The sequence below is a fragment of the Siccirubricoccus deserti genome (genome assembly GCF_014283215.1).
GTDB classification, from domain to species: Bacteria; Pseudomonadota; Alphaproteobacteria; order Acetobacterales; family Acetobacteraceae; genus Siccirubricoccus; species Siccirubricoccus deserti.
This window is the reverse complement of sequence record NZ_JACOMF010000014.1, coordinates 1-17,017: the sequence shown is the minus strand read 5'-3', so window position 1 is coordinate 17,017 and position 17,017 is coordinate 1. Positions and strand designations below refer to the sequence as shown.

Annotated in this window: 14 protein-coding genes and 1 pseudogene; 1 reads left to right on the top strand and 14 read right to left on the bottom strand. The window is 69.6% G+C overall.

Going from position 1 to position 17,017, the window contains the following annotated elements; genetic code table 11:
• Positions 1–93: 93 nt before the first annotated feature.
• The 13 genes from H7965_RS13255 to flgG all read right to left on the bottom strand — a co-directional run bounded on the left by H7965_RS13255 (position 94) and on the right by flgG (position 15,009).
• Complete coding sequence (locus H7965_RS13255; protein WP_186771060.1) at positions 94–1,482, bottom strand: lipopolysaccharide biosynthesis protein; 1,389 nt, start codon at positions 1,480–1,482, stop codon at positions 94–96.
• A gap of 2 nt (positions 1,483–1,484) precedes the next feature.
• Positions 1,485–2,345 carry a glycosyltransferase family 2 protein gene (locus H7965_RS13250; protein WP_186771059.1) on the bottom strand — a complete coding sequence of 287 codons (861 nt, stop codon included), beginning with the start codon at positions 2,343–2,345 and terminating at the stop codon, positions 1,485–1,487.
• A gap of 2 nt (positions 2,346–2,347) precedes the next feature.
• On the bottom strand, positions 2,348–4,651 hold the full coding sequence (locus H7965_RS13245; protein ID WP_186771058.1) for a GumC family protein: 2,304 nt from the start codon (positions 4,649–4,651) through the stop codon (positions 2,348–2,350).
• A 44-nt stretch (positions 4,652–4,695) separates the two neighbouring features.
• Positions 4,696–5,877, bottom strand: a complete 1,182-nt coding sequence (locus tag H7965_RS13240) for a glycosyltransferase (protein WP_186771057.1) — start codon at positions 5,875–5,877, stop codon at positions 4,696–4,698.
• Entirely contained in the window at positions 5,874–7,130 is a 1,257-nt protein-coding gene (locus tag H7965_RS13235; RefSeq protein ID WP_186771056.1) for a glycosyltransferase, read from the bottom strand. The genes H7965_RS13240 and H7965_RS13235 overlap by 4 nt, the downstream gene beginning before the upstream one ends.
• A 310-nt stretch (positions 7,131–7,440) precedes the next feature.
• Entirely contained in the window at positions 7,441–8,628 is a 1,188-nt protein-coding gene (locus H7965_RS13230; protein WP_186771055.1) for a glycosyltransferase family 4 protein, read from the bottom strand.
• A 13-nt stretch (positions 8,629–8,641) separates the two neighbouring features.
• Positions 8,642–9,814 (bottom strand): DegT/DnrJ/EryC1/StrS family aminotransferase, encoded by a 1,173-nt coding sequence (locus H7965_RS13225; RefSeq protein WP_186771054.1) that lies wholly within the window; start codon positions 9,812–9,814, stop codon positions 8,642–8,644.
• The gene (locus H7965_RS13220; RefSeq protein ID WP_186771053.1) at positions 9,807–10,559 is read right to left on the bottom strand and encodes a nucleotidyltransferase family protein; all 753 of its coding nucleotides are present in this window, start codon (positions 10,557–10,559) and stop codon (positions 9,807–9,809) included. Before H7965_RS13220 ends, H7965_RS13225 begins: the two co-directional genes overlap by 8 nt.
• Positions 10,556–11,533, bottom strand: a complete 978-nt coding sequence (locus H7965_RS13215; protein WP_186771052.1) for an NAD-dependent epimerase/dehydratase family protein — start codon at positions 11,531–11,533, stop codon at positions 10,556–10,558. The genes H7965_RS13220 and H7965_RS13215 overlap by 4 nt, the downstream gene beginning before the upstream one ends.
• Before the next feature lie 265 nt (positions 11,534–11,798).
• Positions 11,799–12,524, bottom strand: coding sequence for an SOS response-associated peptidase (locus H7965_RS13210; RefSeq protein WP_186771051.1), 726 nt, complete (start codon positions 12,522–12,524; stop codon positions 11,799–11,801).
• A gap of 45 nt (positions 12,525–12,569) precedes the next feature.
• Positions 12,570–13,295, bottom strand: a complete 726-nt coding sequence (flgH, locus tag H7965_RS13205) for a flagellar basal body L-ring protein FlgH (RefSeq protein ID WP_186771050.1) — start codon at positions 13,293–13,295, stop codon at positions 12,570–12,572.
• 11 nt (positions 13,296–13,306) lie between these two features.
• On the bottom strand, positions 13,307–14,245 hold the full coding sequence (gene flgA, locus H7965_RS13200) for a flagellar basal body P-ring formation chaperone FlgA (RefSeq protein ID WP_186771049.1): 939 nt from the start codon (positions 14,243–14,245) through the stop codon (positions 13,307–13,309).
• Between the two features lie 11 nt (positions 14,246–14,256).
• A complete protein-coding gene (gene flgG, locus H7965_RS13195) occupies positions 14,257–15,009 on the bottom strand; it encodes a flagellar basal-body rod protein FlgG (protein WP_229682603.1) in 753 nt (250 codons plus the stop codon).
• A gap of 223 nt (positions 15,010–15,232) precedes the next feature.
• Between flgG and H7965_RS13190 the strand changes: the two genes are divergently transcribed.
• The gene (locus H7965_RS13190; RefSeq protein ID WP_186771047.1) at positions 15,233–16,699 is read left to right on the top strand and encodes a site-specific integrase; all 1,467 of its coding nucleotides are present in this window, start codon (positions 15,233–15,235) and stop codon (positions 16,697–16,699) included.
• Between the two features lie 186 nt (positions 16,700–16,885).
• Here the strand turns inward: H7965_RS13190 and H7965_RS32270 are convergent.
• A pseudogene (locus tag H7965_RS32270) lies at positions 16,886–17,017 on the bottom strand (IS5 family transposase); the annotation flags it as partial.

Sequence of the window (17,017 nt, the reverse complement as noted above, 5' to 3'; positions counted from 1 at the left end):
CCCGGAAGCGTCAGGCTGTCGATGGCCGATCCTGGGTGGCGGACCGGCGCAGCTGCCGCCGCCCGAGGCTGGCCATCGCGGAACGTATGGTGCTCAGGCACGTGTCAGGTTCCGCCAGAACAGGCCGAATTCGCCAGGCTCCGGAACCAGGCGTGGCAAGCCCATTCCCAGCACCAGGCGCACGCCCGCGACCAGCATGCAGAGCCGCAGCAGCGTGCCGAGTGTAAGGCCGATGGCCACCCCAAGCGCCCCGAGACCCGGCACCAGAAGCAGCATGGCAAGGAGCGACACCACGAAGCTCACAGCCTGGGCGATCGAGACCTGGCTCGGACGACCAAGGCTGAAGTAGAGCTGCGCGACAACCTGCCCCAGGCAGGCGAGCGCCGCTTCCACGACCAGCACGCGAAAGAAGCCGTTTGCGGCGGCGAAATCCGGGCCATAGACCAGGGTGATCGCGGGGCCACCAAGCGCCCAGCCGCCCGCGACGATGCCAAGGACGGCATATAGGACGAAGCGGAGGACCCGATCGTGCAGCGCCTTCGCTTCCGCTGGCGTCCGCCCCGCCATGGCGGCCATGCCGACCGAGGCGACGGTGGTCTTCACCACCTCCATCAGCCGCGACAGGCTGAAGGCGATCGCGTACAGGCCGAGCTCGCGCGGGGTGATCAGAGCGATCAGGATCAGGCGGTCGAGGTGATAGGACAGGTTGGTCAGCAGCCCTCCGGGCGCGGCCCGCAGCGCATAGCCGCTGATCGGGCCCAGCCAGCGGCGGAGTCCGCCGAGCCCCGAGGGCCGCCCGGCCCGAAGCCCGTAGAGCACCACGCAGAGGGTCACGACCGCGCCACCGAACAGGCAGGCCGCCGCGATCTGCGGCGTGAGCGGGACAAGGGCGGCGGCGAACAACAGGAGCACCAGGTACAGCACGGGATCGGCGAAACCGAACCGGTTGGCCAGCCCCTGCCGGTCGAGCGCACAGAGGCTGCTCTTGAGCAGCATCGCCAACAAGTTGACGATGGTGAATGCGACCCCGAGTTGTGCGAAGGCCACCACCGCCGGCGGGTGGCCGTGCGACATCGCCACGGGAACGATGACAGCGCCGGCGAGCATCCCGAGGCAGCCGAGCCCGGCCGCGAGAGCCAGGCCGGCGGTGAAGATTTCCCGCCGTGCCGCAGGCGTGGCCCGGAGGTGGAAGATGACAGAATAGGGCAGGCCAGCGAGTGCGAGCGATGCCAGGAACTGCGGCCAGAAGACGATGGCCGCCAGTGAGCCGCGTCCCTCGGGCCCGAGCAGCCGCGCCACCAGCAGGCCGGTGACGACGTTGACCAGCACGACCGCGACCTGGATCGACAGGGCCTGCAGGAAGCGCGCATGGGTCCCTCGGCCACGCAGCAGCACACTCAGCAGCGCTGCCGCCAGCCCATACAATAGCGCGCCGCGCCGCGCGCCGGATCGTACCCTGATGGGCGAAGATCGGCCATCCATGCTCAGCCGTCCTTGCCCGCGACCAGCTCCGGCGGCGGGTGCGGGACGCGTCGGATCCTCTGCCGCTCCCACAGCATCGCCCAGCGCAGCCACTCGGCATGCGCCACCATCATCCCTTGGACCAGCCCGGCCTCGCCCATGCGCCAGCCGCCGCAGGCGACATAACACCAGAGGAAGCGCAGCGGCGGCTGCAGGATCATCCGCCAGACGCTGCCGCGCTGGCCGCGTGCCATCATCTGCGCCACCTCCAGCTCGGCATTGCCGAGGTAGCGGTGCAGCTGCTCCGCCATGGTGAAGCTGCGCCAATGCAGCAGCACGCCCGGCAGCGGGATGGACCGGCCGGGCACCGTGACCTCCTCATGAATGAGCTGGTCGGGGTTCCAGCGGCCGTGGCCACGGTGGAACAGCCGGATGAAGGCGCGCCTGCGCGCCCGGTTCTTCAGATTGGGAAACAGCCTGCCGAAGAACTCGTCGCGGCGGTCGAGAGCGAAGCCGTCGCGCGGGTCCGGCCCGGCCAGGATCGCGGCGCGAATCGCCGCGGCCAGGCGCGCATCCACCACCTCATCGGCATCGAGGCAGAGCACCCAGTCATGACGCGCCAGCGCCACGGCGCGATTGCGCTGCGCCGAGAAGCCGAGCCAGGGCTGCTCGAAGACCCGGGCGCCGGCAGCGGCGGCAATCTCGCGCGTGCCGTCGGTGCTGCCGGAGTCGAGCACCACCACGTCGTCCACCCAGCTCGCCACCGCGCCGATGCAGCGGCCGATCATCATCGCTTCGTCACGCGACATGATGACGACGCTGAGCGGCACCCGGTCGGGCCGCACAGCTTCCAGGGGCTCCATGGTGGCGGCGAGTCCCGCCATGCTCATGCCTCGAAGTACCGCTTTCGGCTGCCGATCGCATAGGTGGCGCCGCCACCGTACTCGGGTAGCCGGTCCGGGTCGGCGTCGTTGAGCGCGACACCGAATACCCGGACCTGCGCCGTCGCCAGCGCCCGCGCCGCGGCCCGCAGCGCCGCCACCGGGGTGCGGTCCCAGCGGGCGATCAGCAGCATGCCCTCGACCTGGCCGCCGACCACCGCCGCATCGGTCACCAGCCCGGCCGGAGGCGTGTCGATGATGACGTAGTCGAAGCTCCGGCGCGCCTCGGCGAGCAGCCGCTGCATCACTGGCGAGGCCAGCAGGTCCTGCGGCGGCGCCGCCGGCGGGCGGTCGTTGGCGTGCACCACCCGCAGCGGCGTCGCATGGTCGGTCAGCAGCACGGCATCCAGCGGCAGGTCATCCTCGATCGCCGCGGCGAGGCCCGGCTCGACCGGCGGCCGGCCCCAGATCAGCCGCGCCACCTTCGGCTTGCGCAGGTCGGCGTCGATCAGCAGCACGTTGAGGCCGGAGGTCGCCATGCTGCGGGCCAGGGCGACGGAGATGGTCGTCTTGCCCTCGCCGGGCAACGCCGAGGTCAGCCCCAGGGTGCGGGCGCCATGGCCGCGCCCTTCCAGCCCGCGCTGCTGCAGCGCCAGCGCGCTGCGCAGGGTGCGGATCGCCTCGGCGGCTGCGGATTTCGGCTTCTCCACCACCCGCCGGTGCATCGGCGAGCGCAGCGGCATGCGCGGCATGGCGCCGAGGCCGGGCGTGTTCGCCACCTCGCTCGCCTCCTCCAGCGAGGTGATGCGGGAGCGCAGTCGGTCGCGCAGCAGGGCGATGCCGATGCCTGAGCCGCAGGAGCCGAGGAAGGCCACCGCCAGGAACAGCGGTACGTCAGGGAAGGTCGGCCGCAACGGCACGCCGGCCGGCGAGACCATCCGCGCATCGGCCCGCTGGATGCCCTCCTGTGCCGCGAATTGCTTCTGCCGGACCAGCAGGTTCTCGTAGAGGGTGCGGGTGGCGCTGGCGACGCGTTCCAGGTCGCGCGCGCCGGTCTCGGCCCGCTCGGTCTCCGCCAGCCGCTGCTCAAGCTCGGCGACCGAGCGCTGCAGCTCCTGCACCCGGATCCGGCCGATGGCCGCCTCGCTGGCCTGGCCGCGCAGGATCGTCTGCACCTCCTCGGCGATCTTGGCCTGCACCTCGCGCACCTCGGCGCGGGCCGCCACCACCTCCGGATGGCGGTCGCCGAGCCGGCTGCCCGCCTCGATCGAGCGGCGGCGGGCAGTGGCTTCCTGATCGCGCAGCCGGGCAATGGTGTCGGAGCCGGTCACCGCCAGCTCCGCCTCGCTGGCGCCGGACTGCAGGCGGGCGAGTTGGATGCTGCGCAGCCGGGCTTCCTTCTGCGCCAGGTCGGCGCGGGCGATGGCGAGCTGGTTGTTCACCTCGGACAGCTCCTGCCCGACCATCGAGATGCCGCGCGGCGCGAACAGGTTGTTGCGTTCCCGGTAGTCCTGCAGCGCATGCTCGGCCTCGCGCAGCCGGGCCGCCTGGTCCTCGACCTCCCCGGTCAGCCAGGTCCCGGCGGCGACCAGGGCCTCGCGCTTGGCCCGGCGCTGCTCCTCGACGTAGAGCGCGACATGGCGGTTGGCGATGCGGGCGGCGAGCACCGGATCGGTGGACTGCACGCTGACGGAGATGGCGAAGGAACGCCCGTCGTTGAACACCGACAGCGACCGCCGGTAGGTCTCCACCGCGAAGGCGGTTCGCTCGGCTCGGGTCAACGGCTGGTCGGGCGGCGCGGCGCCGACCGGGCGCCAATCCGGCGGGATGCGGAGCGCATCCTCGGCCTGGCGCACCAGCCCGGCCGCCCAGGCCAGCACCGCCGCCCGCCGCGACTGGCGGGGGCGGAAGGCTGGCGCCTGGGTGAGGTCGAGGTCGGCGACCACCTGCCGCGCCAGCTCCTCGCTCGCCAGCATCTCGACCTGGCTGCGGACGATGGTGCTGTCGAGCGAGGCAAGCGAGCCGCTGAGCGGGCCGCGGACGTCGCCGAGATTCAGCTCGCGCATGTCGAGCATCACCAGCGCCGTGGCGCGGTAGCGCGGCGTGAGCTGGAGGATCGCCGCCATCGCCAGCCCGAAGGTGACCAGCACCCAAAGCGCCAGCAGGCCGCGGCTACGCCGCAGCGCGCTGAAGGCGGTGCGCAGCCCGCCGTCGACGTACGGGCTCCCGGGCGCCGGGGCCGCCGGCGCCGGCGTTGCGTCGGGCGGGGCTGATGCGACGGGCTGGCGCAGGGCAGGATCATGGATCATGGCGTGGTCCCTCGGCGGCTCGCGGCCCATTTCGTTCGTGGTCATCAGCCGGTCTGGCTGGCGGCATGGCCGGGCGGTGCCTCGACGGGCCAGTCGGCCAGCCGACGGCCGATCACGCGGAGCGGCGCCTGGCCGCCGCGCTGCCGGGCCAGGGCGCCCTGCACGATGCCGATGAGCTGGGCGCGGAAGGCGACGGCGTCGTAGGTCTCTGCATGCGCCCGGATCACTTCCGAGTCGTAGCGTTCGGGCCGGAAGTTGCGCAGCGCCTCGGCCACGCTGTCGACGGTCTGGTGGGCGAAGAACTCGCCGGTGACGCCGGGGCGCACGGTGTCGAGCGCACCGCCCTCGCCCAGCGCGATGACCGGGCGGCCGGAGGCCATTGCCTCCAGCGCGGTGATGCCGAAATCCTCCGCCGAGGGCAGGATGAGGGCGATGCTGCGGGCGTAGATCTCTGCCTTCTCGGCGCCATCGACGCGGCCGGCGAAGCGCACGGTCGGGCCGGCCATGGAGCGCAACCGGGCCTCATCGCGGCCGTCGCCGGCGACGACCAGTGGCAGGCCGAGGCGGTTGCAGGCCTCGATGATGATGTCGGGGCGCTTCCAGCCGACCAGCCGCATCAGCAGCAGGAAATGCTCGCCCTGGGCGGGGCCGGCGTGGAAATCGGCGACGCGGATCGGCGGTGGCAGGATGATGCTGTCGCGGCGGTAGTATTTGCTGATCCGCTTCTGCACCAGCCGGCTGGTGCTGATCCAATGATCCACCCGATGCGCCGCGGCGGTGTCCAGCGCGCGCAGCCGAGGCAGCATCGCGGTGACCACGCCGCGGGTGACCGGGCCGAGCCGCTCGCGCTCCGCATAGGCGGGGAAATCCCACAGGAAGCGGCCCGGCGAATGGCAGTAGCAGACATGCACCGCATCCGGCCCGGTGACCACGTTGTGGGCGAAGTTGAAGGAACTGCTCAGCACCACGTCGAACTCGCGTAGGTCGAGGCTGTGCATGGCGCAGGGGTAGAGCGGGAACATCGCCCGGTGGTAGCGCCGCGCGCCCGGCAGGCGGTCCAGCCAGCTGGTGCGGATGTCCCAGTCGCGGAACCGCTGCGGCAGGCAATCCGGTGCCCACAGGCCGAGGAAGATCGGCGCCTCGGGGAAGGCCTCGTGCATCTCCTCCAGCACTTTCTCGGCGCCGCCGTACTGGCTGATGCTGTCATGGACGATGGCCAACTTCATAGCGGCATGTCCTTGCCGACTTGGGCGCCGACCCGGGCGCCAAGCAGCGGCTGGTGGCGCTGAACGCACTGGCCGGAGGTGCGCCGCCAGGCACCGAGCACGGCATCGAACCGGCCGGCGACGGCAGCGCAGAAGATCTCCGGCCGGAAGCGAGTGGCATCGGCGGCGGCGCGGCCACCGAAGCCGGCGGCGTTCAGCCCCAGCATCCGCTCCATCGCAGCGGCGAGCGCCGCGGCATCGCCGGGCGGCACGATCAGGCCGGTGCGGCCATGGGTCACGATCTCGGCGGTGCCGCCGACATCGGTGGCGACGATCCGGCAGCCGAGGCTCAGCGCCTCGATCAGCGCCATGCTCAGCGATTCGTGCCGGGTCGAGGCCTGCACCACCACATCCATGGCGCGCAGGCAGCCCGCGACATCGGCGCGGTAGCCGGTGAAGGTGACACGGCCGCGCAGCGCCGGCGCCTCGGCCATCGTCTGCAGCCGGTGCAGGTAGTCTGCATGGTCGGCGAGGGCGAGCTTGCCGACGACCCAGAAGCGTGCCTGCGGCCAACGCGCCGCCAGTGCCGCGGCGGCTTCGAGGAACAGGTGCTGGCCCTTGCGCGGCTCGATCACGCCGAAGACGCCAAGGTGCGGCCCGGGTCCGGCCCCGGCGATGTCGGCAGCCGGCGCCGCCGGCCCGGCGGCGAGGAAGCCGGGATCGACGCCATTGTGGATGATGTCGGTCCGCACCCGGTCGATGCCGAGGCTTTCCAGCAGCGCCCGTCCGGCGCCGGAGACGCAGAGGAAACGCGTGCAGGCGCGGGCACCGAGGCGTTGTGCCGCGGCATAGGCCATTCGCGCCGGCAGCACCTCGTGCATGTGTTGCACCAGCGGCAGGCGCAGCCGTCGCGCCGCGCGCATCGCATAGAGCGTGCCGACCGGGTGGTGAGTATGGAGCAGGGCGATGCCCCGGTCGCGGCAATGCCGCTCCACCGCCGCGGCGCCGTCCCGCCAGGCGGCGGGGTAGCGGAGCAGGCTGCGCGGGTCGGCGGTGATGCGCATGCGATCGAAGGCGACGGGAAGGACTGTGCCACCGGCGGCGCGCGCCGCCTCCGGCAACTCGCCCTCGCCTGGGCAGGCGAGCAGCACCTCGTAGCCATGCGCCCGGAGGCCGCCGATCAGGGTGAGGATGACCCGTTCGACGCCGCCCAGATGGGCGACGCGATTGACCATCAGCACCCGGCGCCGCCCGGCTGGCGGGCAGGTGCTCACACCCTCACCCGATGGCGTTGGCTTGGGCGAGAAGGGGAACAACCGGATGGGCCAAGCTTGCAATGGAGGGCGAAGGGCAAATGCGGCTCCTGAATATTGGTGTCGCTAATATTGGTGTCGCTCTAACTGGCCACAGAGGCCGGAAGTCGGGCCGCCAGTTCGTGCGGTCAGGGCTCAGAGAAAATACATGCATAATTGGTATACGATAAAGTATTCACCAGAATAACATAATTCCGTGATCGGCTGGGCAGGAATGCTCTCCCTCTCGAATTATGCCCGGACGCAATCCCTGCATTCCTCCGGCCCGGCCTCAGCGCAGCGCCCGTCGGGTCGGGCCGGCCGGTGCCGGCTGGGGCGCCCATTCGGTTCCCGGAGGCGTGGCCGCGCACGCGGGCGACATGCCGTAAAGCGCGGCATACTGCGCGGCGCAGCGCGGCCAGCTGAACTCGCGGGCGATCCGGGCCGCTGCCTGGCGGCCCAACGCCTGGCGTTCCATCGGCGCCTGCAGCAGGCGGATGAGGTCCTCGGCCAGCGCCGCCACGGTCGGGCCGGCCAGCACGCCACTGACGCCATCCTCGATCAGTTCCGGAATCCCGCCGACCGGCGAGGCCACCACCGGCTTGCCGAGCGCCATCGCCTCCAGCACCACGATCGGCAGCGCATCCTGGAAGCTGAGGTGGCAGTAGACGTCGGCCAGCCCCATCGGCAGCTGCGGATCCACGACGAAGCCGGTAAGGGTGACGCCATCGACAGGCGTCGCCAGCCCGTGCCGGTCGCGGAACTCCGCCCATAGCGGGCCGGATCCGACCAGCAGCAGCTGCGCCTCGGGCACCGTCCGGCGCACCATGCGAAACGCCGCCAGCAACCGCTCCGCGCCCTGCACCTTCAGCGGATAGTAGAAGCGGGTGATCTGGCAGATCACCGGCCCCGGACCCAGGCGATGCGCTGCGGCGTAGCCCGCCAGCGCCTCGGCCGCAGGTGCGGGCGCGGGTGGCGGCGCGCCGTAGATGACCTCCACGTTGCGCGGCAGCGGCAGCGCCATGTTGTCGAGCCGACGGCTGGTGTCCCTGGAAACCACGACGACCCGGTCGCACAGTGCGAACATCGCGGCGATCAGCGCCCGCTTGAGCCAGGGCTTCCGTTCGGCGGGATCGACATGCACGGTGTGCACCACCCGCACCCGGCCGGGCGAGAGCAGCTTGCCGAGCAACGCGACGGCGAGCAGCGGCAGGTTCTCGTGATTCTGGATGGCGCGCGGCCTGGCCTTGAGCAGCGCCCGGAACAGCCGGGCGGCGATCCGCAACTGGCCGAGCCGGCTGCTGGTCCCGGCCTCTTCAGGGGTCGGCGCCAGCAGCGGGAAGCGCTTGCCATGCGCCGCTTCCAGCGCCGCCAGCAGGCTGCGCACGAAGGCGGCGATGCCGCCGCTTTCCTGCAGGGGGAAGGCGAGGAGGGTGACGACCGGCGCCTCGTCGTGCCGCCCGTCGCTGGGGGCCGCCATGGCTGCGCCCCCGTCAGGCCGCCAGCGTCTGGCGCAGGGCCGCGGCCACCGCATCGCAGACCCGGTCGAGCTGGTCCATGGTCATGGTCGGGAACAGTGGCAGCGTCAGGGTTCGCGCCGCGAACTCCAGGCTGTGCGGCAGGCTGTTCTCGGCCATCTCGGCGAAGGCGCTAAAGCCGGTGATGCAGGGGTAGTGCCGGCTGCTCTGGATGCCGTGTGCCCGCAGCGCCTCGGCGATCGCCTCGCGCGCCGCGGCGCCGGGCGCCACCAGGGTCATCAGATGGCAGGCGCTGGCGGCGATATCGGCTTCGGCGAAGGGCAGGATCACCCCCGGCACCTCCCGCAGCCGGGCCCGGTAGGCGGCGACCAGCGCCCGGCGCCGGTCGTTGTTGCGCGCCAGCTTGGCCAGCTGCGCCCGGCCGAGCGCTGCGCGCAGATCATCCATGCGGTAGTTGTAGCCATTGACCACGACGTCGTAGCTGCTGGCGTGGCCGCGATGCCGCTCCCAGCTCAGGCTGGTCATGCCGTGCGAGCGCAGCCGAGTGACCGCCGCCAGCAGATCGTCGCGGTCGGTCGTCACCATCCCGCCTTCGCCGATCGCCAGATTCTTGTTGCTGAAGAAGGAGAAGCAGGAAAGATGGCCAAGGCTGCCGGCCATCGGCGCATCGGCGCCACCGCCGGCGCGGCCGCCGATCGCATGGCAGGCATCCTCGACCAGCGCCAGGCCGCGGGCGCGGCAGAGGCGAGCAATCTCGACCAGCCGCGTGGCGTAGCCACCGTAATGCATCACCACCACGGCGCGGGTGCGTGGGGTGATCCGCCGCTCGACCTCGGCAGGGTCGAGCACCGGCTCGGCCAGGCCGACGATATCGGCCAGCACTGGCGTCGCCCCGGTGGCGCGGGTGACATTCGCCGCGGCGACGAAGTTGATCGCCGGCTGGATCACCTCATCGCCCGGGCCGATGCCGAGTGCGAGCAGGGCCAGGTGCAGCGCGGCGGTGCCGTTGGCAACGGCGACGGCGTGCTGCACGCCGAGCAGCGCCGCCACCTCGGCCTCGAATTGCTTCACCTCGGGGCCGGTGGAGAGCCATTTGCTGCGCAGGACGCGCAGCACCGCCGTCTCCTCCGCGGCGTCGTAGTCGAGGTCGCTCAGCGGAACGCCGGGCACGGCGCTGGGGTCAGACACGGTCGAACCTGCTCCTTTCCTCGGCGTGCAGCGCCTGCGCCCGCGCGTAGTCGTCGGGCCGGCCAATATCGAGCCAGAGGCAATTGGTCCGGTGGGCGTACACGCGCTCCCCGGCGCGGATCAGCTTCAGGACGAGGTCGGGGAAGTCGAGGTAGCGGCCCGGCTCGATGTAGCGCAGCACGCGGGCCTCGTAGACATAGATGCCCATGCTGACGGGATAGTTGTGCTCGGGCTTCTCCAGATAGTCGGTGACGTTGCCGTCGGCGGCCAGCTTCAACACGCCGAGATCGATCTTCACCTGCTTCTGGTGGGTGGCGATGCTCAGGATGGCGCCCTGCTCGCGGTGGGCGCGCAGCAGGTCCGCGAAGTCGAGATCGGTCAGCACATCGCCATTCATGGTGACGAAGGTGGAGGAGAGGTCGGGCACCAGGGAGAGCGACCCGGCAGTGCCGGTCGGCTCCATCTCCTGCACGAAGCGCAGGTTGAGGCCCGGATAGGCGCCGTTGCGCTGTGCGAAATAGGCCTTGGTCAGCTCCGCCAGATGACCGAGCGTCAGGGTGACGTCGCGGCAGCCGAAGCGGATCAGCCGCTGCAGCAGGGTCTCGATCACCGGAGTGTCGCCGAGCGGCATCAGCGGCTTGGGGAAGGTCACGGTGAAGGGGTGCAGCCGGGTCCCGCGGCCACCGGCCAGGATCACCGCCTTTACCCCGGCGAGGGCGCCAGCGGCGGGGGCAGGGGAGATCATCGCGCCGTGCCCTGGGCTTGCAGGATGCTCGCTGGGAAGATGCCGGTCTCGAAGGCCGACACCACCTCATCGATACCGGATGCCACCGTGTTGCGCGGGGCGAAGCCGAGGGTTCCGGCGATCTTGTCGAAAGCGACACGGTAGTCGCGTGGATCCTCGGCCTTGGCGACGCGAGTGATCTCGGCTGGCGTGCGCAGCCGCTGCTGGACCAGCGCGACGATGTCGGATTTGCGTAAATTCTGCGAGGTGGCGCCGACGTTGAACACCTGGCCGCCCACCGTCCCGCCCGGTGCTTCCAGGCAGCGCTGGATCGCCTCAGCGGCATCGCGCACATGGACATAGGGCCGCCAGAATTGCTCGCCGAAGACGGTGAGCTTGCCGCCGGTCTGCATCTCCGCGGCGAATTGGTTCACCGTCAGGTCAAAGCGCATGCGCGGCGACAAGCCGTAGAGGGTGGCGAAGCGAAGCACGGTAGGGCAGAGCGCGGCGAAGCGGCCGGACAGCAGCTCCCGCTCCACCGCAACCTTGGTCTCGGCGTAGAGCGAGACCGGCCGTAGCTCATGCTCCTCGGTGGCGAGCACCGAGGTATCGGCCATCTTGCCGTAGTTGCTGCAGGTGGAGGCGAAGATCAGACGGCCGATGCCGGCCTTGGCGGCGGACTCCAGCAGCCCGAGCGAGGCGTCGCGGTTAACCGCGATGGCGGTCTCCGGTGCCGCGGCGCAGGCCGGGTCACCGACGATGGCGGCGAGATGGACCACTGCCGTGGCGCCATCAAGGGCCCCGGCCAGGCAGGCCCGGTCGCGCACGTCGCCTGGGATGAAGCGGAAATTCGCCTGTGCCAGCAGCGGCAGCAGGGCCTGGCCGCCGAAGACCAAGCTGTCCAGCACGGCGACCCGATAGCCGGCCCCCAGAAGGCGATGCGCGAGCACCGAGCCAAGATAGCCACCACCACCAGTCACGAGGACGGTCTGCATGTCCGGTCAATTCCTCTGTGCTAATAAATACTTGAACGAAATAGATCGCGGCCAGATGACACCATGCATGGCCGTGGCCATGCGCATTTTGAAATGTGTTCTAATTAGTAGACTTGCATGAAGTGACGGAAAGATTAGGCAGAAGTTTGTATAAATTGCCCAGAAAATCAAACAAAACTATGCGCGATCATGTTGATCGCCTAATGGTGGAGTATCCACCTAGTAATTCTCCATGGACTCCCGCCCTTATCAACCACAAGGCGGGCTAGCCGGTGAAATCAGGTGGCGAGTCGTCCAGCCCCGGCGGCGGTATCGCCTGCGGGTCGCGAGCCAGCAGCCCGGCGTCATTCTCGGCCACCTTGTTGACCCGCGGGCTCACCGGCCAAACCAGCACGCGATCCTCCGGACAGGGCCGCAGCAGGGCCAGCAGCTCATCCGGCCCGGCCGGTTCCTCGCCGAGCCAGAGCGGCCAATGCGCACGCGGCAGGATCATCGGCATGCGGTGGTGCAGCGGCGCCAGCTTGGCGTTGGCTTCGCCGGTGACGATGGTGCAGCTGCGCAGGATGCTGCCGTCCGGCGCCCGCCAGCCTTCCCACAGCCCGGCCAGCGCCATCGGCTCACCATCCGCCAGCGCGATGGCAAAGGGCTGCTTGGCCTTGCCCTCGCTGCGCCATTCATAGAAGCCATCGGCGGTGACCAGGCAACGGCGGCGGGCGAAGGCTTCGCGGAAGGCCGGCTTCTCGGCGATGCTCTCGGAGCGCGCGTTGATCATCTTCGCCGCGCCGGAGGCATCCTTCGCCCAGCGCGGCACCAGCCCCCAGCGCAGCGCGTCCAGGTGGCGGGCGCCAGTCTCCGGATGCCGGCGCACCACCAGCGCGTCCTGCGTCGGGGCGCGGTTCCAGCTGGCCGGGATGTTCGGCAGCGGGTTCACCGTCTCGAAGTAGCGGGCGATCGAGGCCGGGCCGCGCTGCTGAAAATAGCGTCCGCACATGCCGGGAAGATGGACCCGCCGGCGGCGACTGTCGATCCGCCCGGCTCAGAACGGCAGCAACGCATCGAGGATCTGCGAGCCGAGCCGCGGCTGCTGCAGGTCGGAGAGCGTGCCGCGTCCGCCATAGGCGATGCGCGCCTCGGCCAGCCGGTCGTGACGAATCGTGTTGTCGCTGGCGATATCCTGCGGCCGGATCACCCCCTGCACCGCCAGCTCGCGCAGCTCAGCGCTGACCCGCACCTCCTGCTTGCCGGCCACCACAAGATTGCCGTTGCCCAGCACCTGGGTGACCGTCGCCGCCAGCCGCAGCTGCACCGTCTCGTTGCGGCGGACCGTGCCGTTGCCGTCCGTGGCCTGTTCGCCGGAGGCGCTGACCAGCGTATCCGGGCTGGCGGCGCGCGGCAACCAGCGGCTCTGCATGCCGAAGAACTGTGGCATCCCCATGCTGTCGGCGCCGGTGCGGGTCCGCTGGGTGCGGTTCTGCAATTGGGCGCTGTCGTCGATGGTGACCAGGATGGTGATGAGGTCGCCGACCTGGGCGGCCCGCTGGTCGCGCAGGAAGGTGCGGCTGCCCGGTCGCCACAGGCTGTTGGCCGCGGTGGGCGGGTCCTGCGCCGCCGGCATCGGCATGGAGACCGGGCGCCAGGCGGGGTCGGCGGTGGGATCGCTCACCTGGCTCATCTCGGGCGGGCGGCCGACCCGCGACAGCCGCTCCAGCGTGCCGCAGCCGGTGAGCAGCGCCGCCGCCAGCAGCAGGGAGAGATTGCGCATCATCGGCCTCCTCAGCGGCTGACCGGGGTGGCACCCATGGCGACGCGGACCCTTCCGGGGCCGATCACCTGGCCTTCCACCACGGCGCGACTGCCGAGGTTCATCACCGGCACCAGCCCGCCGCGTGGCGCCGCCTCCAGCGCCCGCCCCTGGGCGGTGAGCGAGAGCCCTGGCGCTTCCAGCACCAGCACCACCAGCGCATTCCGCTCCACCAGAGAAGGCGGCGCCAGGTCGGCCCCGAGGAAGGCCATGCCTGCCGCCATCGGCCGGCGAAGCTGCTGCCCCACCACCTCCTCCGCCTGCTGCGCCGCGCCGGCGCGAACCCGTTCGGCCCGCAGCCGGGCCGCGCGGAGATCGCCCGGCCGCACCACCTCGCCGACCGCCATGCGGCGGGTCGCCACCACCACCGGCAGGGTCGCCACGGCGCGGCCGGTCACCCGCTGGCGCAGGGTTGGCATGCCCTCAGCCAGCAGCACCAGCGTCGCGGCGAAGCGGCCGGTGCCGGCGTCGAAGCCGGGCGACTCGACGGCGAGCTGCACCAGCGCCGCCGGCGGCACCATCGGCGGCAGCAGTGGCCCGAGGTCGAGCTCGGCTTCGGCGTCCATGCCAAGCTGCAGCAGCGCCTCGCGCAGCGCGGCGGTGATCTCGTCGCGCGGCACGGCGCGGCCGGGGCGTTCCACCACCACCCGTTCATTGGCCGAGAGCGGCCGCCAGGCGACGCCATGGGCGCGGGCGATGGCGGCAAGCTGCGCCACCTCCAGCACGAAGCGCCGCCCGGGCGCCGGCGCTGCGCCGATCGCTTGGCCAGCGCGCGGGCCGGCATTCTCGAAGATGTCGCCGAGGCGGAGCGTCGCCGCTTCCACCACCGCCAGCGGCCGTGCCGCCGGCATCTCCTGCGCCGCCGCCGGCAGGGCGAGGAGCAGGCCGAGCAGCACCGGGACACTGCGCATTGCCCGCCTCCTCAGCGCATCCGCGACAGCGTCGAGAGCATCTCGTCGCTTGCGGTGATGACCTTGCTGTTCATCTCATAGGCCCGCTGGGCGGTAATCAGATTGGTGATCTCCTGCACCACATTGACGTTGCTGGTCTCGATGAAGCCCTGCAGCACCTGGCCATGGCCTGGCTGCCCGGGGGCGTCGAGCTGCGCCTGGCCGGAGGCCGGGGTCGCCAGCAGCATATTGTCGCCGATCGCCTCCAGCCCGCCCTCATTGGCGAAGATGGCGGTCTGGATCTGCCCGACATTCTGCGGCGCGACCTGGCCGTCGAGCTTGGCCAGCACCTCGCCGGCGACGTTGATGGTGACGTCGCGCGCCGCCGCCGGGATGGTGATGCCCGGCAGCACCAGGAACCCCTCCGCGGTCACCAGCTGGCCTTCCGCCGACAGGCCGAAGGTGCCGTCGCGGGTATAGGCGGTCTCGCCGGAGGGAAGCTGGACCTGGAAGAAGCCGTTGCCGCGGATGGCGAGATCAAAGCGGTTCTCGGTCTGGCTCAGGCTACCCTGCTCGCCGATGCGGTAGATCGCGGCGGTCTTCACCCCGAGGCCGACCTGCGCGCCCGAAGGCAGGATGCTGCCGGTCTCCGAGGACTGCGAACCGACGCGGCGCTGGTTCTGGTACAGCAGGTCCTGGAATTCGGCGCGTCTCCGCTTATAGCCGGTGGTGTTCATGTTGGCGATGTTGTTCGAGATGACCTCGACATTGGTCTGCTGGGCCAGATGTCAAATGTACCCGGCTGACACCGGGCCGGCCTGCGATATCTTCCGTGAAATCAATGGCTTCGAGGAAGCTCAAGGCATGCGAAATGGCTGCCCGTTCTCTGTGTATTCCCGTCAATTCCCGCCACTTCCCGTGAAAACTGGCTAAATGGCTATCGAATTCTACATACGCTAGCCACTGGCCGCGTGGTAACCTGACGGCCGCCCAACGTGCACAGAAATGATGGCCCAGCCGCTCAAGCACAGTGCCGCCAAGCTCGCAGGACCCGCGCCAGGGAAGCCCTTCCGCGACTACACGGACACGTCGTGTGCGGGATTGCAGTTGCGCGTGACCGCCACGGGGCGAAGAATGTGGATGTGGCGCGAGAGCAGTGGCAAGCGGCACCAAATCGGTTCTTTACAGACGCCTAAGACTCCCGATGGCCTCGACTATGAGGAGGCTGCATCCAAGGTGATGCAGGCGCGAGTCACGAAGCAAAAGGGCGGTGACGCGGCAGCAGTGATCATGCCGAGGGGCACTCCGACAACGCTACGCAAGGTCATCGAAACCTACGTCGAATCCGGCCGAGTCAACGATGATACTGCGCGCCGAGTCCGCAGTTCGGTTAGGCCGCTGCTTGACGGATGGACGGACTTGGTCACGAAGGGTGACCGCATTGTTGAGGTTGTATATCGTGCGTATGGAGGTCTGCCGATCCAGGAAGTCACAGCAAAGATGTTGTTCGATGTGACAGAGGCATTGCATTTGACTCCACGGGACCAGCCGGAGGTGTGGCGGCGCGCCGCCGCAAATCGGCTCGTGCGTAATGTAGCCACGGCGATCGACCACTGTCGATTGCCGTCTACAGGCATTCTACCCGAGGCATTCCCCAACGTTGCCGAACTTCTGACGAAGTGTGACGAGCGCCTGAGAATCGGTACTCGGAAAGGCTACAAGCGTGCGCTGTCCCCTGAGCAGATCGTCGCACTTCGCCAAGCCGTCAGAGATGCAATCGCGGAGTACCGGGTGAATGCGCGTCGGGCGCACATCATTCAGGGCCGGCGTGAGGTCGAAGTCGAAATCCGACACCCGCTTGGCTTCCTTCTAATTGAGTTCTGCTTGCTGGTCGGTTGCAGGCCCGGCGAGGCTGCAAAGCTGCGGTGCGATGCGATCGATGGTGATCAGGCGAGGGTGGGAAAGCACAAGAACTCGCGGCGGCAAATTGACCGCATTCTCTACATCAGTGCGGAAGCGAAGACCGTTGTCTCGGAGGCTGATGCATGGCGTCGGCGCGAAGGGCTTAACACATCACCTTACGTGTTCGCTGGTCCCGGCCGCCAGCGGGACAAGCAGGGATACATCCGTCATGCCTGGGCCTATGCGGCTACGCTCGCCAAGCGCACTGGCATCCACTTGACCGCGCACTCGATGCGGTCGATCCACATTAATGCACTGCGCAGAGTGGGAAGAACGGCGGAGCAAATCGCACCAGTGGTCGGCCATCTGCGCGCAAAGACCACCATGGAACACTACGTCGAAGTCTCTGAGGAGGAGGTTAGGGACACTCTCGCTGCAGCCAACGATGCGTTCAAGGGTACTCGGTCTCGGGAGAGTGGGTCGCTGCCCTCGTCGTCGCAGAGCGAGCGAGACGTGATGGTAGACCGGCAACCGGGACGGGTCGCTGCCCAGCACAAGGGCCATCTTCCCTGATACGTTTCGGTCGCCCCGAACTACACTTCATGCCCGCGGGCACAAAAGGCAAATGCCCTCAATGGCGCTCCGAACCCTACCGCCGCCCGACGACCCGGAGAAGGCCGTTCTTTCCTACACCGGGAAGGGCCACTTTGCGAAATGCAGCTTGGCACCAGCCTTAAAGCCCATCCGGGATGTTTCGATTCACGCTGAGGGCTTTCTGGCCAGCCGGCGGAGCATGATGCGGATCATTGCCATGCGGACGAAGGCGGCGGCGATGCGGCAGTGTCGCTCGAAGTCGCGGGCGAGGCGGCGGTTGCGGCTGATCCAACCGAT